Annotated in this window: 27 protein-coding genes; 16 read left to right on the top strand and 11 right to left on the bottom strand. The window is 37.5% G+C overall.

Annotated elements, in window-relative coordinates; all coding sequences use genetic code 11:
• Window positions 1-94 precede the first annotated feature (94 nt).
• The 3 genes from clpP to Q5794_RS16105 all read left to right on the top strand — a co-directional run bounded on the left by clpP (window position 95) and on the right by Q5794_RS16105 (window position 1,431).
• Window positions 95-676 carry an ATP-dependent Clp endopeptidase proteolytic subunit ClpP gene (gene clpP, locus Q5794_RS16115; protein ID WP_374989225.1) on the top strand — a complete coding sequence of 194 codons (582 nt, stop codon included), beginning with the start codon at window positions 95-97 and terminating at the stop codon, window positions 674-676.
• A 12-nt stretch (window positions 677-688) separates the two neighbouring features.
• Entirely contained in the window at window positions 689-853 is a 165-nt protein-coding gene (locus tag Q5794_RS16110) for a hypothetical protein (protein WP_165574957.1), read from the top strand.
• A 161-nt stretch (window positions 854-1,014) separates the two neighbouring features.
• Window positions 1,015-1,431, top strand: a complete 417-nt coding sequence (locus Q5794_RS16105; RefSeq protein ID WP_214988409.1) for a hypothetical protein — start codon at window positions 1,015-1,017, stop codon at window positions 1,429-1,431.
• Window positions 1,432-1,710: 279 nt separating this feature from the next.
• Here the strand turns inward: Q5794_RS16105 and Q5794_RS16100 are convergent, their stop codons facing one another.
• A complete protein-coding gene (locus Q5794_RS16100; protein ID WP_013083843.1) occupies window positions 1,711-1,980 on the bottom strand; it encodes a GlsB/YeaQ/YmgE family stress response membrane protein in 270 nt (89 codons plus the stop codon).
• A 350-nt stretch (window positions 1,981-2,330) separates the two neighbouring features.
• Between Q5794_RS16100 and Q5794_RS16095 the strand changes: the two genes are divergently transcribed.
• The gene (locus Q5794_RS16095; RefSeq protein WP_214988411.1) at window positions 2,331-3,143 is read left to right on the top strand and encodes an STAS domain-containing protein; all 813 of its coding nucleotides are present in this window, start codon (window positions 2,331-2,333) and stop codon (window positions 3,141-3,143) included.
• A 43-nt stretch (window positions 3,144-3,186) separates the two neighbouring features.
• Here Q5794_RS16095 and Q5794_RS16090 read toward each other — a convergent pair whose 3' ends face one another.
• A complete protein-coding gene (locus tag Q5794_RS16090; protein WP_192994153.1) occupies window positions 3,187-3,372 on the bottom strand; it encodes an aspartyl-phosphate phosphatase Spo0E family protein in 186 nt (61 codons plus the stop codon).
• A gap of 158 nt (window positions 3,373-3,530) precedes the next feature.
• The gene (locus Q5794_RS16085; RefSeq protein WP_013057762.1) at window positions 3,531-3,794 is read right to left on the bottom strand and encodes a GlsB/YeaQ/YmgE family stress response membrane protein; all 264 of its coding nucleotides are present in this window, start codon (window positions 3,792-3,794) and stop codon (window positions 3,531-3,533) included.
• 198 nt (window positions 3,795-3,992) lie between these two features.
• On the opposite strand from Q5794_RS16085, the gene Q5794_RS16080 reads away from it, so the two are divergent.
• From Q5794_RS16080 to Q5794_RS16070, 3 genes are all read left to right on the top strand, one after another.
• Window positions 3,993-4,814: a GNAT family N-acetyltransferase gene (locus tag Q5794_RS16080; RefSeq protein ID WP_374988153.1), complete on the top strand. Its 822-nt coding sequence runs from the start codon at window positions 3,993-3,995 to the stop codon at window positions 4,812-4,814.
• Window positions 4,815-4,899: 85 nt separating this feature from the next.
• Window positions 4,900-5,376, top strand: coding sequence for a hypothetical protein (locus tag Q5794_RS16075; protein ID WP_214988415.1), 477 nt, complete (start codon window positions 4,900-4,902; stop codon window positions 5,374-5,376).
• 137 nt (window positions 5,377-5,513) lie between these two features.
• Window positions 5,514-5,990, top strand: coding sequence for a hypothetical protein (locus tag Q5794_RS16070; RefSeq protein ID WP_214988417.1), 477 nt, complete (start codon window positions 5,514-5,516; stop codon window positions 5,988-5,990).
• 36 nt (window positions 5,991-6,026) lie between these two features.
• Here Q5794_RS16070 and Q5794_RS16065 read toward each other — a convergent pair whose 3' ends face one another.
• Window positions 6,027-6,860 carry an STAS domain-containing protein gene (locus Q5794_RS16065; RefSeq protein ID WP_214988419.1) on the bottom strand — a complete coding sequence of 278 codons (834 nt, stop codon included), beginning with the start codon at window positions 6,858-6,860 and terminating at the stop codon, window positions 6,027-6,029.
• A 229-nt stretch (window positions 6,861-7,089) separates the two neighbouring features.
• Entirely contained in the window at window positions 7,090-7,872 is a 783-nt protein-coding gene (locus tag Q5794_RS16060) for a PAS domain-containing protein (protein WP_214988421.1), read from the bottom strand.
• Between the two features lie 152 nt (window positions 7,873-8,024).
• On the opposite strand from Q5794_RS16060, the gene Q5794_RS16055 reads away from it, so the two are divergent.
• The 3 genes from Q5794_RS16055 to Q5794_RS16045 all read left to right on the top strand — a co-directional run bounded on the left by Q5794_RS16055 (window position 8,025) and on the right by Q5794_RS16045 (window position 10,122).
• On the top strand, window positions 8,025-8,294 hold the full coding sequence (locus tag Q5794_RS16055; RefSeq protein ID WP_192994143.1) for a hypothetical protein: 270 nt from the start codon (window positions 8,025-8,027) through the stop codon (window positions 8,292-8,294).
• Between the two features lie 351 nt (window positions 8,295-8,645).
• Entirely contained in the window at window positions 8,646-9,311 is a 666-nt protein-coding gene (locus Q5794_RS16050; protein ID WP_214988422.1) for a B12-binding domain-containing protein, read from the top strand.
• A complete protein-coding gene (locus Q5794_RS16045) occupies window positions 9,298-10,122 on the top strand; it encodes a hypothetical protein (RefSeq protein ID WP_214988425.1) in 825 nt (274 codons plus the stop codon). The genes Q5794_RS16050 and Q5794_RS16045 overlap by 14 nt, the downstream gene beginning before the upstream one ends.
• 89 nt (window positions 10,123-10,211) lie before the next feature.
• Here the strand turns inward: Q5794_RS16045 and Q5794_RS16040 are convergent, their stop codons facing one another.
• Entirely contained in the window at window positions 10,212-11,645 is a 1,434-nt protein-coding gene (locus Q5794_RS16040; protein WP_215054698.1) for a PLP-dependent aminotransferase family protein, read from the bottom strand.
• A 143-nt stretch (window positions 11,646-11,788) separates the two neighbouring features.
• Here Q5794_RS16040 and Q5794_RS16035 point away from each other — a divergent pair, with 143 nt between their 5' ends.
• The gene (locus tag Q5794_RS16035) at window positions 11,789-12,706 is read left to right on the top strand and encodes a DMT family transporter (protein ID WP_374988152.1); all 918 of its coding nucleotides are present in this window, start codon (window positions 11,789-11,791) and stop codon (window positions 12,704-12,706) included.
• A 113-nt stretch (window positions 12,707-12,819) separates the two neighbouring features.
• Here the strand turns inward: Q5794_RS16035 and Q5794_RS16030 are convergent, their stop codons facing one another.
• Window positions 12,820-13,734, bottom strand: a complete 915-nt coding sequence (locus Q5794_RS16030) for a LysR family transcriptional regulator (RefSeq protein WP_013083830.1) — start codon at window positions 13,732-13,734, stop codon at window positions 12,820-12,822.
• A gap of 409 nt (window positions 13,735-14,143) precedes the next feature.
• Here Q5794_RS16030 and Q5794_RS16025 point away from each other — a divergent pair, with 409 nt between their 5' ends.
• Window positions 14,144-15,247: a citrate synthase/methylcitrate synthase gene (locus Q5794_RS16025; protein ID WP_016764746.1), complete on the top strand. Its 1,104-nt coding sequence runs from the start codon at window positions 14,144-14,146 to the stop codon at window positions 15,245-15,247.
• A gap of 53 nt (window positions 15,248-15,300) precedes the next feature.
• On the opposite strand, the gene Q5794_RS16020 is transcribed toward Q5794_RS16025, so the two are convergent.
• Entirely contained in the window at window positions 15,301-15,765 is a 465-nt protein-coding gene (locus tag Q5794_RS16020) for a DUF4306 domain-containing protein (RefSeq protein ID WP_311590709.1), read from the bottom strand.
• A 188-nt stretch (window positions 15,766-15,953) separates the two neighbouring features.
• On the opposite strand from Q5794_RS16020, the gene Q5794_RS16015 reads away from it, so the two are divergent.
• Window positions 15,954-16,838: a diacylglycerol kinase family protein gene (locus Q5794_RS16015; RefSeq protein WP_025751162.1), complete on the top strand. Its 885-nt coding sequence runs from the start codon at window positions 15,954-15,956 to the stop codon at window positions 16,836-16,838.
• Window positions 16,839-16,866: 28 nt separating this feature from the next.
• Here the strand turns inward: Q5794_RS16015 and Q5794_RS16010 are convergent, their stop codons facing one another.
• Window positions 16,867-17,430 (bottom strand): YitT family protein, encoded by a 564-nt coding sequence (locus Q5794_RS16010; protein ID WP_016764744.1) that lies wholly within the window; start codon window positions 17,428-17,430, stop codon window positions 16,867-16,869.
• A gap of 359 nt (window positions 17,431-17,789) precedes the next feature.
• Between Q5794_RS16010 and Q5794_RS16005 the strand changes: the two genes are divergently transcribed.
• Together Q5794_RS16005 and Q5794_RS16000 are read left to right on the top strand one after the other, a co-directional pair.
• Window positions 17,790-18,959: an MFS transporter gene (locus tag Q5794_RS16005; protein ID WP_214988431.1), complete on the top strand. Its 1,170-nt coding sequence runs from the start codon at window positions 17,790-17,792 to the stop codon at window positions 18,957-18,959.
• A gap of 185 nt (window positions 18,960-19,144) precedes the next feature.
• Entirely contained in the window at window positions 19,145-19,591 is a 447-nt protein-coding gene (locus tag Q5794_RS16000; protein ID WP_013057744.1) for a GNAT family N-acetyltransferase, read from the top strand.
• Window positions 19,592-19,919: 328 nt separating this feature from the next.
• Here the strand turns inward: Q5794_RS16000 and Q5794_RS15995 are convergent, their stop codons facing one another.
• Together Q5794_RS15995 and Q5794_RS15990 are read right to left on the bottom strand one after the other, a co-directional pair.
• A complete protein-coding gene (locus Q5794_RS15995; RefSeq protein WP_013083823.1) occupies window positions 19,920-20,276 on the bottom strand; it encodes a hypothetical protein in 357 nt (118 codons plus the stop codon).
• Window positions 20,277-20,342: 66 nt separating this feature from the next.
• Window positions 20,343-21,209, bottom strand: coding sequence for a YitT family protein (locus Q5794_RS15990; RefSeq protein ID WP_013057742.1), 867 nt, complete (start codon window positions 21,207-21,209; stop codon window positions 20,343-20,345).
• A 162-nt stretch (window positions 21,210-21,371) separates the two neighbouring features.
• Between Q5794_RS15990 and cobT the strand changes: the two genes are divergently transcribed.
• Entirely contained in the window at window positions 21,372-22,409 is a 1,038-nt protein-coding gene (cobT, locus tag Q5794_RS15985; protein ID WP_116071294.1) for a nicotinate-nucleotide--dimethylbenzimidazole phosphoribosyltransferase, read from the top strand.
• Window positions 22,410-22,424 lie beyond the last annotated feature (15 nt).

Here is a 22,424-nt window from a genome sequence, read left to right as displayed (position 1 = left end):
TGAAGAGTTGATAGATAATTCGTTTTTAAATCATGAAATCAGTGCAAAAGTGAAAAAAATTGCTCGTACTAATTCAGTGGAAAGAGGCGGTCACATGAACTTAACTCCATATGTAATAGAACAAACAAGCAAAGGAGAGCGTGCCTATGATATTTATTCAAGGCTGTTGCTCGACCGAGTGATTATGCTCACAGGTGAAGTTACGGATGAGGTGGCTACTAGCATTATCGCTCAGCTTTTATTTTTAGATGCAGAAAACCCAGAAAAAGATATCAGCATTTATATTAATTCACCGAGAGGATCTATTACAGCAGGCATGGCTATCTTTGATACGATGCAGCTTATACGTGCAGATGTAAGCACATTGTGTATAGGGCTAGCGGCATCTATGGGTTCATTTTTACTAGCGGGCGGTCAAAAAGGGAAACGTTTTGCTCTTCCTAATAGCGAAGTGATGATTCATCAGCCGCTAGGAGGAGCAAAAGGACAAGCAGCTGAAATTGAGATTCGAGCGAAGCGTATTTTGCGGTTAAAAGACCACCTAAATGAACTGCTGTCTGAACGAACAGGACAATCGCTTTCAACAATTAAAAAAGACACTGATCGAGATACATTCTTTACAGCGGATGAAGCAAAAGAATATGGCATGATTGATCAAATTTTAGTTCATCAATAAGGAGGATACCGTGTGGAAAAAATAAATCGTTATTCAGTAGAATATGAATGGGCGAACGTGATTTTTTATCAAGAGGTAGAAGCAATGACTATACAAGAAGCAAAAGAGCGCATTCAACATACAAAAGTAAACGCTGCTATTCGCGCTGTTCATGTCATAGAAGATGTCGAATCGTAACGAAAAACTGGATCCTTTCGGGGATTCAGTTTTTTTGAGCAAATGAAGCAGGGATTTAGATGAAGAAAGGAGAATGCAAAAAGAGATTTAAAAACGAGCAGCTGGTAGCATCATTCAGCAAGAACATCTCATTTCAATTACACAAAGAAAGGTAGATGTAAATGAAAAAAGTATGGTCTGGATTAGTTGTTCTCATTGCTATTTGTTGGGTGATAACAGGATGTCAGCAAAGCAATGCTTCAAGCGGTACTGTTGAACAAAAGCTCGTAATCGAAAAATACATAGCCGATAATCAATATGGCCATGCGGTTAAAATGAAAGACCAAAATCAAGTGCAGAAAGTGCAGCAGTGGTTAAAAGATGTATCATGGAGAGAAGAAAAAGCTGAAATGATTCGAAAACCTAACTACATTCTTCACTTTGAACCGGTGGAAACAAAAAAGGATATAAAGGTACAATCTTATCGGATGTGGGTCAACTTAGGAAACGAAACCGTTGAATTAGCTACAGATACACACTACGCACAGTTAAAGGGCAAACAAGCAAGATCATTTATTGAATTAGTAGAACCGAAATAGAAAGCAGCTATAAAACAATGTCCAATGAAAGCTAAAACTGCACTTGTTCATATTGAAGCTATCTTCACGGATATGCTTGATGATCTTGAAGGTCCAGAGCTGCTCATTACTAACGCGCTTGATATGAGGTGTGAAAGTATTAAATGTGAGAGGTGACAAGCAGCAATTTTTAAATGTAGCAATAAAGAATTACACTTACAGATAGGTCCATTGATAAAACCTTTTGCTATAAGAAGTAAGGGAAAAAGAGAAATCAAAACGCTGATTTCTCTTTTTTATTCAGGCATGTCGATGATTATTATTTCCGCGCATTTTGCGTAAAACAAAACTCACAATTAAGACTAAAATAACAGCACCAATAATAGCAGGAACAATTGCGAATCCGCCGATCTCTGGACCGAAATCTCCAAAAATTAGAGAGCCTAACCATGCTCCAATGAAACCAGCGATGATATTTCCGATAATTCCACCTGGAACATCTCGTCCTGTTAATACACCAGCAAGCCAGCCGATAAGTCCTCCAACAATAAGCGTCCAAATAAATGACATATACCTAACCTCCTTTTTATAGGGAATTCCTTTTCAGTCTTTCCTAAAACACATCTTGTCATGCGAAATGCTTGCTGCAAACTCTTTTACATTTTTTCATCTATTTATCATATATGCTAAGATAGCCCAACATTAAATTGAAGAGTTATGTATGAGAATTCACTGTGAAAGTAACGATAAAATAAAGGAGAGAAGTTCAGCTTATGTACGGTTTAGATTCAATTTAGCTCATTCTATTCGTAAAAGGGGACATCCGGTTCACTTTTTAAAGCTTTTTCCCCTAATTTTACTTTTTTTAACGGTATTTGTGATATCATTTTAAGTAAACAAATTCTTAACGGGAGAACAATATGGAGTCATTATTAGATAAAAAGCTTAAACACATTACGAATTTAGTTCTAGAAAAAAAAGAAGAGTTCTCAAAACAAAAACAATATGAAGAAAAAGATATTCAACAACAGTTAGAACCGTGGCGCGTTCATTTAATTCAAATATATGCTGATTCTGTCTCAACAAATGATACAAAAAACTTTGAAGTGCTTGAGGAATGGGGAAGAGAAGTAGCGAACTTACTCGTTGTCCTTCAGCTTCCGTTGGATGTAGCATTAGAAGAAATCAGCTATTATCGAAATGTTATCGGAGAAATTATTAAAGAAGAAGCAAAAGCTGAGACGTTTACGTTTGATGCCTTCTATCAAGTTATTTCTCGTTTCAACGTAGTAGTAGACAAGGCTGTACACTGGGTTAGTAAATCATATATGACGGACTTTGCAAACAAAATTCAATCCGCCCGTTATGCAATTGATGAACTTTCAATTCCTGTGGTGCGCATTACGAAAGAAATTGGCGTCATTCCTCTTGTTGGCGATTTAGATACAAATCGCGCTCAAATTTTAATGGAAAATGCGCTTCAACACGGCAGCGACTACAAGCTAAATTGGTTGATTATTGATTTATACGCGGTTCCAATTATTGACACGATGGTAGCGGACCAAATTTTTAAAGTAATCGGTGCTTTAAGATTATTAGGAATTCAAGTGGTTTTAAGCGGGATTCGTGCTGAAATTGCTCAGACGATGGTGAACTTAGGGTTAGATTTGGCTGACATTACGACTTTCAGTAGCCTTCACCAAGCAGTGGAATACGTTAATCAAGCGGATTAATACAAAATAAAAGCCCATGATATGGTTACATACTCATGGACTTTTATTGGTAGAAGAAAATTTGAAGTTTATTTAATAAAGCATCTAATGATTGACTAACTTGAAGTGTGTTAGGACTTGTCATTCCTTCACGGACAGCCGTTTGAATCATTAACGTTCGTGTCTGTTCGATTTCTTCTATTAGTATTTGGTACGTGGATTTGTCTTTTGGGTGGGTTGAAAGCAGCATGTTAATTCCTCTTTTTTCTATAGTGATTATGGTTAAATTAACATTAATAGGTTTATTTTTCAATATTATGAAATTAAAAATAGTAAATTTTAAGAATTTTTCATATAAAAAAAGAACCTCTTTTTCAACAGAGGTTCTTTTTCTAATATAATAATTTATTAGGCATGTTTATGATTACCACGCATTTTTCTCATAATGAAACTTACGATTAACACTAAAATGATTGATCCGATAATAGCAGGAATAATAGCAAATCCACCTACAACTGGTCCGAAGCTTCCAAAGATAGCTGAACCTAACCAAGAACCGATAAAACCGGCAATAATGTTACCAATAATACCTCCCGGAACGTCTCTTCCCGTAATTAATCCGGCAAGCCACCCAATAATACCACCTACAATAAGTGCCCATAAAAATGACATAAATATCATCCTCCTTTTTAATGATGTATTGCTTATATAGGTTAATACCCCACTTAAAAGAAAACTATTCACGGAATAGCAAAAAAAATAAAAAAAACTTGTAAAAGGATTTAAGAACTGCGATAGAGTCATAGAAAATAGACTAACTAGTATATAATAGAAAAAGGAACATAGTTTAGAAGAGAAGGGAGACATAAAGTGAAAATAAAAAATCAAAGCGAGGTAGTAGAACAGCACTTGATTCAGCACTGGATGTATTTTCAGCATACGAAGAAATCTGTGAAAGTGGATACGTCAGAAATTAAATGGATTTCTGCATCTCCTTACAATCGGGGGATATATGCAGGAACCCGTCACATTGAGCCCGCGTTAGGAATATGCTCTCCGGAAGGGGAGGAACCTCTATGGATTGTCGGTCCATCTTCATATGATAACCTTGGGCCAGTTCTTCATAAAAATGGATTTGTTCCTTATGAAAAATGGATCGGAATGATTCAGCACATTCAAGAAAAAGAATACATACATACAGGAGTAAAAGGGTTTCAATGTAAGCGAGTGCACACAGAAGCAGAATTGAAAGAATGGATCACGGTATACATAGACGGCTATCAAAAACCAAAAGAATATCAAGCTGACTTTCTTGAAAGGTTTAGGGAGCTTATGCAGCACGCTGACCAATATCAGTTATATCTGGGTCTTTATCACAACCGGCCAGCTGTATCTGGGTCTCTCTTTTTTTATGACGGTACAGCGGGTTTATATTGTATCACTACAGCTAGACATATGAGGAGAAAAGGCCTGGCGACCGCATATTTGAAGGAAGTTCTTACTGAAGCAAAAAAACAGGCGGATACGTGTATTTTGCATGCTACAAGTGCAGGAAAGCCAGCCTATGAAAAACTTGGTTTTACAGCGGTTAACGAATTTGATGTATACAGATGGAAAAATAGGAATGGAACAAAATGTGCTGCAGTTCACGAAAAAAGAGACAAAATTCGACAAAATTTTAAAAAAGTGTAGCTTCCATTTCGTTTTTGGTGTATCCTAGGACAAAGCAGCAGCATGAGCTAGTGTTGTACATAGAACACAGATAAAAGGAGTCATTATGAAACATTTTTTTAAAACGAGCACGTTTTGGATAGGTTTGGTTGTTGGAATCGCGCTCACATTTGGGGGATATTTTACTGTTACTAGTATTTATGATTATTATTTAGGACGAGAACAGCTGAAAGTATTGACTGCCTCTCAGAAAAACCTTCAAACTGCTTTTAAAGAGTATAATCAGCTTATGACCGAAAAAAAAACCAAAAAGCAATTTATCAATGAACTCGATGATATTTCAAATACTATAAACTATGAATATAATGAATTAGCTTCCCTTGATCCTACGGTGAAAACGATGTATAAGCATACGGGCGTCATCGATGATATGGAACTGATGATTGATAATATCGATAGCATTTATGAATTAACGATGAATGATCATAAAGACGCAACAAAACCGCTTCAAACCTACGTATCTGATTTAATGGAATATGTAGAAAAAGATATGAAAAAAGAAATAAGCATGCTAAGTAAATAGAACAAAACAGCTGTCTAAACAAATAGGCAGCTGTTTTTTTGTTGATTATAAAAGGAATCTTTTGGTTGCAGGCGAAAGAGTATACTATGCACCCACTCACTTACGTGCACCACGTTCACAAAAAGGGAGGACATAGTATGAAAAAAGTGGTGGTTATCCTATTTAGTTTGTTTTCATTAGCCGCATGTCAGATTCCTACAGCTGAAACGCTTGAAGATCCTTATCCACCCGCTATAAAAATAATAGCGGAAGGCAAAGAAGCCGTCATCAAGCCTTTATTTTTTTGCTGGACCGAATGTGAAGCTGATTTTGGCGAACGAAAAAATTTTAGACAAATTGTCATGAAAGATAGTATTCCCGTCTCTCAAGGTGGTCAAGTGTCCTTTGAAATAGATGGTAAAAAACCTAATGCCCTTTATTACAAACAAATTCGTAATCAGTCTATTTATGAAAACATAGTAGAAAAAAAGGACATAAAAAAAACATCTGCTATTACAGTAGATTCTGCCTCTCGCAGTGATCGGTATATACTCGTAGCGGACTGGAAAGATAGCAAAGGAAAAAAGTTAATCGGGCGTGTCTACTACACCCCAGTAAAATTTGAAACGCCATAGATATGGCTCTCTATGCTGTAATAGAGAGCCATATGCTTAACTAATAGAATTAAGTGCTTGTGCAAGAGAAGAAGTAGTTTTAACACGTTCAAATGAAAGCCCTAAGCGAATTGCAGTTTGAGAAATTTCCGGTCGAATTCCAGATAAAATTGTTTGCACACCAATTAAACGAAGAGCTTTTACCAAATTAAAAATCTCTTGTGCCATCATCGTATCAATCGTAGCTACACCGAGCAGGTCAATACATAAATGTTCAACGCCTTTTTCCGAGCATTGCTGAAGCGTGTTTTCTAAGATAAACTGACTTTTGACCGTTCCAATATCCCCCACAAGAGGCAGAAGTGCAACTTTGTTTTGAAGCATGATGACAGGAGAACTTAATTCATTAATTAACTCTTTCTGAGCGTTCAGCTGTTCTTGCGTATTTTTATGATATTCTTGAATAAAGATATAAACGGATAGATCAAAAGCTTTAACAATAATGTCATACCACATAAATATCTTATCTACGCTTACCTCTTCCGAATGCAAAGAGATAAATTTTTTTAAGTAATCAACGGCAATTTTTTGTGAATTAAAATATTCTCGCACAATAAAGTGGAGAGGCGTACTTAAATGCTTTGGATCACGCGCTAGTTCTATCGACCACTGCTGAAAATCCGAAAAAAAATACTCCTCATCCTTTATAAATACGTCAAATAAATGCTGAAAATAATCTTGATTTTGCTGCTTCAGTTCTTTCACAATTGCTGGATTTTTACTCGAATAGACAGAGAACTCATTTTCATCGTCGAGCTGATTGTACCAGTCTTCAGTTAATTGAAGAGAATGTTCTTTAAAAAAATGATATAAGTCCTGATTTTTATGCATGAAGACTCTCCTTACAAATGTATAGTCTAATTGATTTATAAATAAAGGCATAAAAGCATCCCCTGATCTAGAGTGAGGATGCTTATAAATAAATCCATTATGAAGCGCATTTATTTTCCTATACGCCCTGTTTTCCCTAACTGTATACTCTCAAACCCAATTTATTAAAAAATAAACATTTTTTAACTAGCATATTCATTTAACTACTTTTCTATATGAGAATTCCCGCTTATAGCCTTAGCTTCGGTAAGGCATCTTTAATGCTTTGATAGACTAAAATAAAGGACATATCATCTTCTATAGTGCTCATATGTATGGCCATGTCAGGAGAGATTCCTGTTAAAACAAGCTGAGTTCCCATGAGCTTCAGCCAATTGTAAATATTAAGAATATCACGGCCGAATGAATCATTAAATTGCGCTAACCCTGAGACGTCTAGGATTAAATAACGATCTTTGCTGGTTGTGTTACGCGAGGTGAAGCTGTTAAATAGCATTTCTATACGCCGTTCGTTTAACGTTCCGATTAATGGAAGAACAGAGATTCCTTCCTCTATTGGCACGATAGGGGTGGATAGCCTTTCCACTTCTTCCAAAGCTTGCTGAAGCTGTTCCTGGGCTGTAATTTCTATTGTCACGTCTTTTTGAACACCGATAAAGTAGTATTTGTCTTCTTCTTCTATATATGTCGGGTCAATCGTTAGCTGATTATGAAAGAAAGAGCCGTCTTTTGGATAATTAACGAGCGTAACAGAGACTGAATGATTGTGGCTGATAGCGCTGCGAATTTCATCAACGTGGTGCGGGTTTGTAAGAGGACCTTGTAGAAAACGGCAATTTTCTCCTAATACTTCTTCTTCCTTATAGACGGTCATAAGGGAAAACCCTTGATTGAGGTAAATAATTGGGTTATCAGGCAAAGAAGAGTCTGTCACGATAATACCAGATTGTGAGCTATGAAGGGCTTTATTTAAAATGGACCATTTTGAATCTTGAGCTTCAGGTGTAGTCAATGCATTCCCTTATTCCTTGGAATTTTCATAAAAATATTGTGACATAAACACGTCAAAAAAACAATTTTCGACGCATTTGTTCCTAGAGAAAGAATGAAGATAAGGAAAAATATGTTATAATGGGTTCAGGTGCAAGGGGAGTGTGAACAAACGTGATAACCATCAATTTATTTAATGTTAGTTTCTTTGTGATGGCGCTAGTAGGCTTTATTCTCATTTTTTGTTTGCGTCTAAAGTTTAACCGGCCACTGTCATTATTTAAATGGTCTTTTTTGTTGGGAACGGGGCTGCTGTCGCTAAGCTTATACTTGTTTATGGCGACCAGCCAATATATTCATTTGATATGCAATACAATCGGCTCAGTTATGGCAGCGCTCTATCTTATCAGTATTATGATTATGGTCGGAGCAGAAGAGTCATAAATACATATGTTTGAAAGTCTATTGAAAGTGAAAAAAAGGAAAGATGCATAAAAGAGAAAGAGACGAACTTACATTCTTTTAGCCGAAATGATAACAACTGGAAAAACACCTCGGTAAAAAATGCCGAGGTGTTTTTCATAAATAAAAGGGAAGGGAGAATATTTAGAGAAATACTAGTCATATTTTACTGAGTGTAGTAAAATGAAAAGTTATTATTCTATTTTTTGGTTGTTGCTATTGGCAACATGTGTTAGTCTGAAAGTGGTATACATTTTAGGCGATCTTGAAAAAGAGAGACGAGAAGCTTTTATTCAAGTTTCTTAAAAGCTTTGCGTTTACTGAGGTGAAACAATGAAATCTCAAGTACAAAAATTTGTAGACTATTTATTAGCTGGTGATCAAGACAGCGCTTGGGAAGTTGTGCTGGAAGAAATCCACCAAGGAAAGAACAGCCTAGATATTTATGAAAATTTAATTACAACCGCAATGCGAGTAACTGGAGATATGTGGGGAGAAAATATCATTTCTGTAGCTGATGAGCACGTCGCAACTACGACATGTGATTATGTGCTAACTCGCTATCGCTTTTATAAAAAAATTCAGGGACACGCTTCAGACACCGCTCCAAGGGCACTGCTTCTATGCTTGGAACAAGAACAGCACTTTATTGGTTTAAAGATGGTGGCTTTATTGTTTGAGGAACATGGTTGGAATACTCGCTTTTTAGGGGCCAATCTACCTTTGGAATACGCTGAGAAAATGGCTATAGAATGGAAGCCGCATATGGTAGGATTATCTGTCAGCATTCCTTATCATATTGAGAGGCTTGCTGAATATACCAAAACTTTGGACAAATTAGAACCAAGACCAACGGTAATGGTAGGAGGGCGCTTAGTTTCTCAAATTGATTTCCGTTCTTACTGTTCTGAGCATACATGCCTAATTCCGGATCTTCACCAACTAAATAACTGGTTAATCAGTTATCACAAAGGAGTGGAAGTTAATGTCGATGCTTGAATATGTTCCAATTCCTTACTTTTTAGTGGATACTGAATTTAATATTTTGGAATGGTCGCAACAATCAGGTCATTTATTTAAGCCTTCAGCTAATTTTTTAGACCTTGTAGACGTATTTAGTCAAGAAAAGGCGAGAAAGTTTTTAAGCTTGCGCCAAAAAGATTCTCGAGAATTGTCTGTAGACGAACCCCATGATGAGCAAACGCTTGTCCAAAGCCGAGGCCAGGCTATTCAGAAAGTAGAGCTTGTGATGCAAACCAATGATTCGCCTTATTCACTGTTTGAATGCTTAATTCAATGGGATAGTGATATAGGTCATTTAGTTTGTATTCGCCAAGATGAACGTATACAAGAGCTAACGAATCTTGTTCAAGACCATCGGAAACGATTAGCAGCTACAGATTTTGAACTGCTTGAACAAAAAGAACGTCTTGAAAAATCATTACAAAAAATTAAGCAATTGTCCGCTTCTTTTATTAAATTATCCTCTAAAGTAGGACTTATACCTCTTTTTGGAGACTTAGATACAGATCTTGTAGCTGAAAATACGTGCATTTTGCAAAATTTTGCGCATGAAGGAAATTACAGCACGCTTCTATTTGACTTTGGGGGACTAGATATATTAACGACCGAAGGAATTCAAGCTTTTGCAGGCTTTATGCAGTCCTTCTATCTCATGGGTATCACATGCTATATTATTGGCATGAAGCCGCACCATACGGCTGCTTTGAAAAATAGAACGTTTGGTGATCAAGTTATTTATATGAATAACCTAAGTGAAATTATTGCTGTGAATAAAAATGTGAGTTAAAAGATTGGAGGAGAAGAAAGAATAACTTTCTTCTCCTCTTTCTGTATACACTTCTCTTCTTATAATTAAACATCTATTAAAGAATCTTTTTATATTTCAGCTGAAAGAATGGCGTTAAGACGTTGAAGTCCTGTGTTCAAATCAGTATCACTAAGAAGGGAATAGCTTATTCGAATGTGAGCATGAAGCGGTTTGTGAACAAAACAAGCCTCACCAGGTAAAAAGCAGATATTGTGCTCCTGGGCTTTTTTTAATAACCCAAAGGTGTTTACTTTTTGAGGCAGTTTTAACCATAAGTTGAATCCTCCTTTAGGAACTTGGAATTGAACGGATTCGGAAAGAGACGAAAGCAGGTCGCTTGCATGATCTCTTCTCAGTTGCAAAGCGGTCCTCAGTTTTTCCATGTGATGTTTCATTCGCTCAGTGCGTAAAAAAGCTAGCACGGCTTTTTGGGTTAGCAAGGGACTACCAATATCCATCAGTACTTTAACCGCATATAGCCAATCAAATACAGAACCTTGTGCATAAAGTAATCCAATTCGAAGTCCTGGAGCCAAAGTTTTACTAAACCCCTTCAAGAACAAAACATGCCCATTTTTATCAAACGTTTTGATCGGCGGAGGCACCGATATATCATCGAAATAAATCTCTCCAAACGAATCATCTTCAACAATAAAAAAGTGATACAATTCGGCCAAATCAACTAGTTCTTTGCGGCGCTGTCTGCTCATTAGTATACCTGTAGGGTTTTGAAAAGAAGGGTTCACGTACAAAAGCGAAGGCTTTATTTTTTGGCAGACTTCTTCTACTAAATCAGATTGTATTCCTTCTTCATCTAGTTCAATTGAAATGACGTTAACACCTTTATTGGTGAAGACATCAATTGCAGCTCCGTAGCATGGACTCTCTACTATAACCGTATCCCCTGGCTTTAAAAGCGTTTGAGCAATTAAATCAATACCTTGCTGAGCGCCACTTGTAATCATAATTTCATGAGGATCAGCTTTTATTCCTTGCTCTCTCTGTAAATAAGAAGAAAGCTCTATGCGAAGCTCACGATCTCCTTGAATTGGACCGTATGTGGCTAAAACAAGCTCATTGGCACGTAACAGACTTTGCATTTCTTGTGCTAAAAACTGATTAGGAAGGAGACGAGGGAAAAGAATAGCCTGAGAGAAATCATAATATTTACGATCACGATTTAAGCTATACTGAGAGCGCGTGATATTTACGTTTAATTCATCCTGCCATGAAAAATTATCTAATACCTTGGAAGAACGTTTAGTAACCCCTTTAACAAAAGCTCCTTTTCCTGACTGTATTACGATTAATCCTGATTTTTGTAAGAGCTGATACGATTTTCGTACCGTTAATAAGCTTATTTCTAACTCTTGTGATAGCTTGCGTAAAGAAGGGAGCTGATCACCAGGTTTTATCATGCTCGTTTGGATGCGATAACGAATCTGCTCATAGATTTGCTGATAAATGGGGGTAGAAGATTTTTTATGTACATTAAATCTCATTGTGTCACTTAACTATTCTTTTTCTTTAGTTAACCTCAAAATAAGCATGGGCGCAACTGGAAAACAGCAACTGTTATAGTCAAGGTTTTACTGTTATACTTCCTTTCTTTTATACTCGTGGCATGTTTAAAGGAGGAAGATATATGATTATTATTAATTACGTACTTATCTGTTTTATTTTCGGCACGACATTTTTAACTATTAAATTAGGGATTGAAGCAGGAATGCCTCCACTTTTCTCAGCTGGAACTCGCTTTCTTTTAGCAGGAACCTTAGTAATCTCGTACTTTGCATATAAAAAAGACGTTCGACGCTCGTTATTATTTTCAAAAAAAGTGATGATGGTAGGGTTTTGTTTGACCTTTATGACATTTTCAACGCTCTATTGGGCAGAACAACATGTGACATCGGGTCTTGCAGCTGTTTTATCTGCTACTGGCCCAATGATGATATTGCTTATTCATGTGATGCAAAGAAAAATGGAATTAAAAAAAGAGCAGTTATTCGCTTTGCTTCTGGCTTTTACCGGTGTTATTTGCATTTCACTTCCAAATGTGACAGCCACTATGTCTTATTCGTGGACGTTAGGGTGTATCATTATCATAGTAGGAGAGGTATTTTACGGCATAGGCAGCAATTATTCGAAAGCTTTGTTAAATGAACTAAAAGAAGTGTCACCGTTTTTAATTAACGGTATTCAAATGCTTTACGGGGGAATATTTCTACTGGTGCTATCTTTATGTACAGAGCATATCCATGTTTCAACTATTATGCCTCGGAACGCAGTATGGTCTATTGTATATTTAATTTTTGTTGGTTCAATTGCTGGACACGGCTTATATTATTGGCTAATCGCCCAAACAAATCCGGTTTTTCCATCTACTTGGTTGTATGTATCTCCTTTAATCGCGATGTTAATCGGTTATGTAGTCTTAAATGAAGCTATCACGCCTTCTATTATTGGCGGAGGCCTTCTTATTTTAATAGGAGTGTTTATAGCCAATCGTGAAGCTTTGGGAGTACATTTTAAAAAAGGTGTGCTATTCAAAAAGCAGCTGTAAAACAAGTCGCCATTTGCTGACTTGTTTTTAGTTGATCGCAAGACAAAAAAGATTGAAGAAAGATATAAAAGATGACTAACAGCCTCTTCCTAATAAAAGAAGAGGCTGTTTTATTATGAATTTGCTGACATCGTATGAGACGGTAAAATGATATCTTGATCGACGAGAAAGGACAAAAGTTCTCGTGTAGCATATGACATATAGCGATCTTTTTTCAAAATGATGCCGAGCTCCCACATTGGAGTAGGTGCGGCAATTGGAATACTTTTAATAAAGGGATTATTGATTTTCGGAAACACGGACTTTGGTAAAATAGCAATACCTAATTCAGAAGCAACTAGTTCAATAATTAAATCCCATTGAGAACTTTCGTACGCTATTTTTGGATGAAAACCCGCTTGAATGCACTCATGAATAATGCGATCATGAAGAGAGAAATCTTTGCTGAACAGAACAAACGGCTCTTCTCTAAGCTCGCTCAAAGCAACAATTGATTTAGCTGCCAGCGGATGCTCATGATGAATGTATAAATTAAACTCTTCTTCAATAAACGGATAGACGTGAAAAAGAGGGTTTTGAATAGGCAACACGATAATGCCAAGGTCTACTTGTTCGTTTTCTACAAGTTCGACAATTCGCTTTGCGCCAAGCTCCACAAGCTCTAATTTCACCTGAGGATGTTTTGATGTAAAGTTTTTTGCAATCATCGGGAAAACAACAGTCCCTACTAAAGGAGGAATTCCTACTTTAATATCTCCTGTAGGCAGATTCCGTAAATCATCTAACAGAGCATGTAGCTCGTGAAGAGTGGATACCAGCTTTTGGCTTTGCCCATACACAATCTGTCCTGCATCGGTTAACGTCAGCTTTCGAGTAGAGCGATCAAAAAGATCTACGCCGAGTTCTTCTTCTAGTTTTTTTACAATTTTACTTAATGCTGGCTGAGACAAGTGAATTGCAGCTGCTGCTTTCGTGAAACTTTTTTGATTAACTACTTCCATGAAATGTTGCAGTTCTCGAATATCCATAAATTCTCCTCACTAGTATTCTTAGTTTTCATACTATTTATTCTATTTATCTATTTTACTTATGATTCAAATAAATGTAAACTCTTACATAAGGAAGTGAATAGGGATTCATCTAAAAATAGTACATCAAATTCCTCTAAATACGTTAGAAACCCGCATGTTTGTAAGCGTTAACAAAAAAGCACCCTCGAAGAAAATCCTAGAAAAATATTTTTTTCTCCCGTAAAACAAAGCCGCGAGCGTAGAAATAATACGTGTTGAAATGTTCATTTTGTATACTGTTCTGACAATTAAGAAAGAGGAATAAAATGGTATAGTACACCGCTAAGGTGAGTCTATTCATTCTGCAAACGAGCCGTACATAGAAAAAAGGGCCGGTTTGTTAAAAATAATTGGGGGAGTGGTTGAGATGACATACGTTAAAGGACTAGAAGGAATCGTTGCAGCTGAAACAAAAGTAGGGCACGTTGATGGAGAGAAAGGTCAGCTGATTTATCGCGGATATTGGGCAAAAGATTTGGCGATCAATTATTCTTTTGAAGAAGTTTCTTATTTAATTTGGAACGGCACGCTGCCAAATCATGATGAGTTAAAAGCATTTAAACAAAAAATGGTGACTCATCGTACGCTTCCAGCTAATATTGTTGCGTTAATGGACTGTTTGCCAAAAGATACAGAAGTGATGAGCGCGCTTCGCACATGTATCTCAGCATTAGGAGACCCTTCATACAGCTGGCCTCCGACAAAAGAGCAGGCGCTTGCGATTACAGCGGTAACACCTACCATTATTGCCTATTGGTATCGTAAAATGAATGATTTAGAAGTAGTAGAGCCTAACGAGCATTTGGATCATGTAGCAAACTATTTATATATGATTAACGGAGAAATTCCAGATCAAAGTTTGGTTACTGCGCTGAACGCATATTTTGTTTTGACAATTGAACATGGGATGAACGCCTCAACCTTCTCATCACGCGTTATTTCATCTACCGAATCTGACATGGTTTCAGCTATTTGCGGAGCAATTGGCGCGATGAAAGGTCCGCTTCACGGAGGAGCTCCTTCTGGTGTTATTACCATGTTTGATGAAATTGGAAGTGAAGAGAATATTGAGCCTTGGGTTCGTAAAAAATTAGATAATAAAGAGAAAATCATGGGATTTGGTCATCGCGTTTATCGTACACATGATCCAAGAGCAGAAGCATTAAAAGAAGTATCGAAACAAATCTCAGGAGACAACGGGCTATTTGATTTAATTGTTAAAATTGAAGATAAAACCATTGAATTACTCAATGAATACAAGCCGGGTAGAGGCATTTATACCAATGTAGAATATTTCGCCGCAGCGGTTATGAAAGCGGTTGAGCTTCCGTCTGAACTATTCACCCCAACCTTCACAGCAAGCCGTGTAGTTGGCTGGACAGCTCATGTCGTAGAGCAGTCAGAAAATAATCGTATTTACCGACCTCAGTCTGCGTATATAGGTTATACGCCAGTTGAACAAAATCAATAAATAAACTCGCTTTCACATAAAAACGTCGGTAGATCCGACGTTTTTTTATATGGTTAAATATATTCTTTTTGAGAATAAAATCGCTTTAATAAATAGAATAATCCGACTGCTAAGCATAAACTTGCTGCAGCTAAGCTAGAGGTAATCATGGCGTGCTCACCTTCGGTAGGGGTATGTGAAAGTTTATAGCTGCTGTAGCATAAGAGAGCTGTGATACATAAACAGCAGGAGCTAATCAATCCATACCGCTTTTTAAAGCCAATAATAGATAGTAATACAATCAAATAAATTCCGCCCACCATCATCATAATTGGAAACTGAGGGTGGAATTTAATTGTATATAACAAATAATCGATGTGAGAATAGTGATGAACCGCCGAGGACTTTGTTAGCCCTCCGGTCAAACTAGCTGATAAAGGTCCTTCAAGCATCGAAGAGCCGTTATACCAAGTAGCGACTGAGGAAAGTAAAAAAACAAAACAACTTACAAATAGCTGCGTCATGCATTTTATTGACACGTATAGAAAGCTCCTCTCAATAACCATCTTTTGTTAATACAAGTCCGAAAATTATTATAGCAGGTTTTGAAAGTAAAAAAAGTACTATTGGAATGGTTTCATAAAACGTTCATATTTGAAAAGGTTTGTTTTTTAAAAAGAAAGGGAAAAAAAGTGAAACGGAAGATATGAATAGAGGAGAGAGAAAGATGAAGGCAGCAGTGATTTTGAATCCAAACGCAGGAAACAAAAAATTAGTAAATGAAATTGACTTTATATGTGATCGGTTAAACACTGCATTTGAGACGGTTACTTTATATAAAACAGAGCAACCTGGAGATGGTGCCGATCTGGTAAGAAAATTGGAAGGCAAAGCGGATGTCATTATTGGAGCAGGAGGAGACGGGACAATTTATGAGCTCATCAACGCTCTTGCTCCGCTGCAGCAACGTCCTGTATTTGCTATTTTACCTGGTGGAACGTGCAACGACTTTTCGCGTGCAATTGGAATGAATCAAAATCCTTTAAAAGCGGTGGAGCAAATTATAGAAAAGCAGACGGAGGCAGTGGATGTTGGAAAACATGGCGAAGATTATTTTTTAAACTTTTGGGGAATCGGCCTCGTAGCTGATGTATCTGAAAATATTTTGGAAGAAAATAAAGAGAAATTTGGTAAGCTCTCTTACTACATGAGCGTAGGTAGAACTTTAAATCAAGCAGAGCCTTTTCAATTAAAAATGACGAGCGAAAAAGCTTCCTATGAAGGAGAAGCTGTTATGGTGTTAATTGGAAACGGCCCTTTTTTAGGAGGAACTCGTGCTATGCTAGGAAACAGCTCATTTCAAGACGGATTATTAGATGTATTTGTTATTAAAGAAATGGGAATCGAGCCGGTTATGGCATGGTTACAAACAAGCCCTGATGAGGAACAGCTTAACCCTGAAAGCAACCTTATGCATTTTCGTGCAAAAGAGGTTCATATTGAAACTACTCCTGAAAAAACAGTAGATTGTGATGGAGAAAAAGAAACGACGACACCTTCAACGATTACGGTTCTCCACAATCACATAAATATGATAGTCGGAAACAGATAAAAAAACGCTGGAAGTTCCAGCGTTTTTTTTATGAAGACAGCCATCGCGGAGAAGTAAAGAGCATAATCATTATGCTGCTCATCGTAATAACAAGCATGGAGTAGCAAAAAGCAGTAAATCCGATAATATGTAAGCCCACTATCATAATCGTACTGTCTAAGATAAAAATGGTTATTCCTATATTGATTTTCCATTTTTTCGATACAATAATGGCAATTAAATCAAGCCCATCCGAACTGATGCCGTAGCGAAGCATCAGTCCTATTCCCATTCCTACGAGTGCGCCTCCAAGCAATGAGCTAAAAAGCAAAGGGAGCTCCAGCGTGCCTTCGAGAATAGACAGCCATTCTGTCATAAAAAAAGAAACAAATAAACCTATACTTCCATAAAAAAAGTTTTGACGATGACGAAAAAAAGCATATAAATAGACAGGTACGTTCAAAAAGAAAATGGACAGTCCGATAGGAGTTCCAAACACATAATATACGATAAGCCCAAATCCTATAAGTCCACCGTCTAGTAAGTGATACGGAGCAATAAATCCGTTTAGCCCTAGTCCAATTAATAAGCTGCCACAGCAAATCGAAACCACTCTCGAAAAAATATTCCTCACCCTATACGTTAAATTTTAATAGGAGTACCCGTCCATCTATGTATATGGCAAGCTTAGGTTATTTAGAAGTAAAGAAGAAGAAAAAAGAAAATTATGTAAAAAGCGTTGATTCTATAACTCTGATATTCTATAGTTAATCTAACTTCGTTTTCACGACAATTTCTTGATTTTTTACGATAATGTTTAACTGTTTGTATTTTTAATATATATAAAAGTTGTGTTTTGTAAAAAGCATACGATTGTAATAAGTCGATAAAAGCAAGCCGCTATATAAAGGGGTTGATTACGTGTAGGATTCTCTTTCTTTTCAGTCATACTAAAAAGAAAGAGGGATTGTCGTGAAAAATCGTTCCGTACTTTTTTTATGGTTTGGTCAAAGCCAAGCCAATTTAGCAGATGTATTATATATTGTTGCGTTAATCAGCATTCTTTATGCTCAAAATAGTTCTCCTGTGCTGCTTTCATGCATTCCGTTTACCATTACGGCTGCTAAGTTTTTGAGCAGTTTTACTGTGCCTTTTCTTATAGATCGCTACAGGGCTAAGCGTATTCTTGTTGTGTCTCAGCTGTTAAAAACCAGTGTTTTGTCTATGTTTTTCTTGTGGCATATGTCGCTTATAACCATGCTGTGCTGCGTGGCGCTTATTGCTTTTTTCGATGGGTGGGCAGCTCCGGTTCAAAGCTCTATGCTTCCTCATTTAGTAGATAAAGAGAAGCTGTTGAAATGGAACAGTATGTTTAATGTCACCGATCAAACGATTCAAATTGCAGCCTATCCGCTTGGAAGCTTTCTGATCATTAGCTGGGATGCTACTGGCCTTTTATGGCTGTCATTTTCGTTATTCAGTTTGTCACTTGTATTTATGCAGGCCATTCGCATTAACGTTCATTCTTCTAAAACGAAGCAAAAACAAGGGTTAAAAGAGGGATGGAAGCTAATTTGGCATTATCCGCGCCTGCGGGTTTTATTAGTCATGGAGGTTTTAGAAGGGATGGCTGCCGGCGTTTGGGCATCAGCAATTGTCTACGTGTTTGTGAAAGAGATATTAAATAAAAATGAAGCTTGGTGGGGATATATCAACAGCAGTTTTTTTGTCGGAACGGTTCTTGGAGGTTTCGTTTTGTTGAAGATTTCAGTTGAACAAGAGAAAAGTCTTTATCATATCGTAACATTAGGCAGTCTTTTATCAGGTTTCTTTACATTATTGTTCGGAGTGATGCCTTCTCCTTTTCTTTCACTTTTACTTAGTTTTGCTATTGGCGTTGCTCTTCAAATAAGCGCTACGTGTTCTTACACGCTTACACAAACGGCCGTTCCTTTAGAAAAGCTTTCTAAGGTACTTTCCGCTACGCTGAGCGTTTCATATGTGACGTTCGGGCTTTCGGTGCTGCTGCTTGGAGCTGTTGCTTCGCTAAATGTGACGGCGGCGTTTCTAACAGCAGGAGGACTGATTATAATCAGCGGCTGTATAGGTTTATTCTTACGAAATTATGCGCTTGCTAACTAAAAAGGGTTGCTATTTGCAACCTTTTTTTAAAACATCGTAGTTTCTCTCCTCAATCATAAGCCGTATAAGGTTGTTTGCTTTAAATACCCCTTGTGTAAAAGTAGGGAGCTTTTCACGAAAACGAAAGGAAAAAAAATATGGCTATCGAATTATGTTAAGAGCATTGAGCTAAAAGGAGTGATTAAATGGTTGTCATTCGACAGGCGGTTGAAACTGATCGAGAGCGACTGGCTACGTTAATGCAAGAATATATAGTAAAATTCTGTGAGCAGCCTGCCCCTTCCCGGAAAGCTTTAACTTTACATATTAAGCGCTTATTGAATAATCCTTCCTATGGTATCCAGTTTGTTGCTGAATTGGAAGGGAAACTAGTAGGTTTTGCGACGGTGTACGTATCGTGGAGCACCTATTATTTTAAAGAAACAGCGATCTTAAAAGACTTGTACGTATCTCCTTTAAACAGAGGAAATAAAATTGGTGAACGTTTGTTTAAGATCTGCCTGGCCTATTCTCAAAAGTATGAGTTTGCAGGTATGACCGCTGAGTGCAGCAGTGAAAATAAAGTTGCTCAAAACCTTTATCAAAAAATGAACGGTAAAGAAAATGCAGGGGTTCAATACCGTTTTTTTTAAGAGAAGTGCAGCTTTTACTTTTAAGACTTCTACTAAATGGCAAAAATATGTTATAGTATAAAAAGTGAAATTGATGAAAATGTCGGTGGGCTATATGTTAGATGATCGTATCAATAGTAGGGGGAAGTTGGACTAGCTGCTTGAAAGGCGGCCATCCTATTTTTAGTATAGCCGCAAGGAAGGAGCAGGACCTTGAAAAAAAATCCAATCTTAAACGCGTGGAAAGTAGTAACTGCGACGAGCGGTTTTTTACTTGCGCTGTTTATCTTTAAAGTCCGAAAAGGAAGATAACCATATAAAGAAAGCTCCTCGATTGAGGAGCTTTTTATTATTTAGTAATAGGAAACGTCAAGGGAGTCACTGTTGATAAAGAATCTCTGTAAGAATGATAGGTGAAATAATGACGTGTTGGACTATAAATGGTCATGTAAAGTAAATAATCATATTTCGTTTCCATATAGAAAAAAACACCGTCTGCGTGAAGTGTATAGAAAGAGTACGAAATCCCGAGCAGCGTTTGCTTTTGTACGCTTGTGCTTGGATTTTCTTTAATCCATTCATACAGTTCAAACACACTCACTCCTGGTGATGATTGCAGCGTATGTACTTTGTCATATAACTTATCAGATACATCGGAAACTGACTGTTTTAATTGGTGAAATAAGTTGGACATTTGTTCTTTCATTGTGGTGATCTCCTTTACGGGTAGTCAGTTATTAGCATGCTCAGAGAAATCCACGCTTATGTATAGTTAGTGGATGGCTGATTTGAATTTGCCGCCATGCGCTTCTTGGGTATCCATAATGGTTGTAAATGCATGCGGATCTATTTCGGAAATAATAGTTTTAAGCTTGGTAATTTCTAAACGCGTCACAACTACGTATATGACTTCTTTTTCTGTACCTTCAAATCCGCCTTTACCATACAGTTTCGTCACGCCCCGGCCTAGACGATGCGTAATAGCGTCTGATAGCTCTTCATAGTGATTTGAAACTATAAAAGCTGCTTTTGTTTCATCAAGCCCTTGAATAATCGCATCGATTGTTTTAGAAGCAATATAGTACGTAAGGATCGAGTACATGGCCTGTTCCCAACCTAGCACAAACCCTGCCCAAGCAAAAATGAAGATATTTAAAAACATCACAAATTCGCCCACAGAAAACGGGATTTTTTTTGTTAATAAAATACCTAAAATCTCAGTTCCGTCTAACGCTCCGCCGTGACGAATGACCGTTCCTACACCTGCTCCTAACAGCAGCCCACCAAATACAGTAGCAAGAAGCGGTTCAGATGTTACAGCTGGAACATGGTGCAATTGAGATTCTACAATGGATAAAGCAACAACTGCAAACATAGATGAAAAGCAGAAGTTACGACCAATTTGTTTGTATCCACTATATAAAAAAGGGAGATTAAAGATGATGATAAGAAGACTGAACGGCAATTTCGTTAAGTAAACTAAAATTAGAGAAATACCAATAATACCGCCATCAATTACGGAATTTGGGACTAAAAATAATTCGATAGAAACGGCAGCCAAGGAAGCTCCAATTAACATCATAATGTAGCGATAAATGAGCCGACCTGCCTTTTCCTTTTTGTGCTGTTTCGTTGTCATAAAATCTTTCCTTTCAAAATACTGCCTATACGCAACTCTTACTAGTATAACTAAGTCTTGGGAACTCTATCCAATTATCTACTTTAAAAAAGACTAGCCAGAATAAACAAAATCCTGTTAAATTAAACGGTAGACATTTGCTGAAATAAAGGAGCTGTACATATGATAAACGTTTATATTCCGGCGCTTCAAACAAGCGCTGGTGAAAAAGCGGCACGCTATATTGATACATTAACCAAACCGATAGGAAGCCTTGGAAGACTCGAAGAAATAGCAGTTGAATTAGCGGCCATGACCGGGGAAGTTTTTCCGACAGTCACGCCGCCAGGAGTCCTCGTTTTTGCAGGCGATCATGGAATTGTAAAAGAAGGAGTTTCGGCTTATCCGCAAGACGTAACGGCACAAATGGCGCTGAATTTTTTGCAGGGAGGAGCAGCTATTAACGTGTTTAGTCAGCAAATAGATGCCCAGTTCAAACTGATTGACATCGGCATTGCTTCTGACCTTTCCCATAAGGACCTTGTACAACGCAAAGTGAAGCTGGGCACAGCAAGTTTTTATAAAGAAGACGCGATGACGCGCAGTGAGGCAGAACTGGCTGTTCAAGTCGGATATGAAGAAGCTGAAGAGCTTATTGCCCAAGGAATTAAATGTTTGATTGTAGGAGAAATGGGCATCGGCAATACTACGTCAAGCACGGCTATTTTAGCTGTATTGACAGGAGAAAAAGTCTCTAAGCTTGCAGGAATGGGCACAGGGATTTCTGACGAACAACTGCGCCACAAAGTGAACGTGATTGAAGAAGCGCTGCAAAATAGGCACATTAACCCTCAGGATCCAATTGATATTATTAGTAAAATAGGGGGCCTTGAAATTGCCGGGATGACAGGTGCTATGCTGGCGGCAGCTGCTCACCGTATTCCTATTTTAGTAGATGGTTTTATTTGTACAGTTGCAGCCCTTCTAGCTACGGAAATCAATACACAAGCAAGAGACTATATGTTTGCTAGTCACCAATCTGTTGAACAAGGTCATGCGTGTGCAATGAAGCTTCTTGGCAAGACACCGCTCCTCAACCTCAACCTTCGGTTAGGTGAGGGAAGTGGAGCTGCTGTTACATTTCCGCTGCTGCACTCAGCTTCACTGATGATTGCCAATATGGCCACATTTCAATCTGCGGGAGTGTCTGAGAAAGAATAAACCTAAAAAAGACAT

Source organism: Priestia megaterium (assembly GCF_041941685.1).
Classification (GTDB): Bacteria; Bacillota; Bacilli; order Bacillales; family Bacillaceae_H; genus Priestia; species Priestia megaterium_C.
The sequence above is the reverse complement of the archived record's forward strand: the minus strand, read 5'-3'. Positions and strand labels throughout refer to the sequence as shown.

What these genes read in the sequence shown, in the direction of transcription:
- clpP (WP_374989225.1), top strand. Translation starts at nt 95, where the DNA reads ATGAACTTAACTCCATATGTAATAGAACAAACAAGCAAAGGAGAGCGT.
- Q5794_RS16105 (WP_214988409.1), top strand. Translation starts at nt 1,015, where the DNA reads ATGAAAAAAGTATGGTCTGGATTAGTTGTTCTCATTGCTATTTGTTGG.
- Q5794_RS16100 (WP_013083843.1), bottom strand. Translation starts at nt 1,980, where the DNA reads ATGTCATTTATTTGGACGCTTATTGTTGGAGGACTTATCGGCTGGCTT.
- Q5794_RS16095 (WP_214988411.1), top strand. Translation starts at nt 2,331, where the DNA reads ATGGAGTCATTATTAGATAAAAAGCTTAAACACATTACGAATTTAGTT.
- Q5794_RS16090 (WP_192994153.1), bottom strand. Translation starts at nt 3,372, where the DNA reads ATGCTGCTTTCAACCCACCCAAAAGACAAATCCACGTACCAAATACTA.
- Q5794_RS16085 (WP_013057762.1), bottom strand. Translation starts at nt 3,794, where the DNA reads ATGTCATTTTTATGGGCACTTATTGTAGGTGGTATTATTGGGTGGCTT.
- Q5794_RS16075 (WP_214988415.1), top strand. Translation starts at nt 4,900, where the DNA reads ATGAAACATTTTTTTAAAACGAGCACGTTTTGGATAGGTTTGGTTGTT.
- Q5794_RS16070 (WP_214988417.1), top strand. Translation starts at nt 5,514, where the DNA reads ATGAAAAAAGTGGTGGTTATCCTATTTAGTTTGTTTTCATTAGCCGCA.
- Q5794_RS16065 (WP_214988419.1), bottom strand. Translation starts at nt 6,860, where the DNA reads ATGCATAAAAATCAGGACTTATATCATTTTTTTAAAGAACATTCTCTT.
- Q5794_RS16050 (WP_214988422.1), top strand. Translation starts at nt 8,646, where the DNA reads ATGAAATCTCAAGTACAAAAATTTGTAGACTATTTATTAGCTGGTGAT.
- Q5794_RS16045 (WP_214988425.1), top strand. Translation starts at nt 9,298, where the DNA reads ATGTCGATGCTTGAATATGTTCCAATTCCTTACTTTTTAGTGGATACT.
- Q5794_RS16040 (WP_215054698.1), bottom strand. Translation starts at nt 11,645, where the DNA reads ATGAGATTTAATGTACATAAAAAATCTTCTACCCCCATTTATCAGCAA.
- Q5794_RS16035 (WP_374988152.1), top strand. Translation starts at nt 11,789, where the DNA reads ATGATTATTATTAATTACGTACTTATCTGTTTTATTTTCGGCACGACA.
- Q5794_RS16030 (WP_013083830.1), bottom strand. Translation starts at nt 13,734, where the DNA reads ATGGATATTCGAGAACTGCAACATTTCATGGAAGTAGTTAATCAAAAA.
- Q5794_RS16025 (WP_016764746.1), top strand. Translation starts at nt 14,144, where the DNA reads ATGACATACGTTAAAGGACTAGAAGGAATCGTTGCAGCTGAAACAAAA.
- Q5794_RS16015 (WP_025751162.1), top strand. Translation starts at nt 15,954, where the DNA reads ATGAAGGCAGCAGTGATTTTGAATCCAAACGCAGGAAACAAAAAATTA.
- Q5794_RS16000 (WP_013057744.1), top strand. Translation starts at nt 19,145, where the DNA reads ATGGTTGTCATTCGACAGGCGGTTGAAACTGATCGAGAGCGACTGGCT.
- Q5794_RS15995 (WP_013083823.1), bottom strand. Translation starts at nt 20,276, where the DNA reads ATGAAAGAACAAATGTCCAACTTATTTCACCAATTAAAACAGTCAGTT.
- Q5794_RS15990 (WP_013057742.1), bottom strand. Translation starts at nt 21,209, where the DNA reads ATGACAACGAAACAGCACAAAAAGGAAAAGGCAGGTCGGCTCATTTAT.
- cobT (WP_116071294.1), top strand. Translation starts at nt 21,372, where the DNA reads ATGATAAACGTTTATATTCCGGCGCTTCAAACAAGCGCTGGTGAAAAA.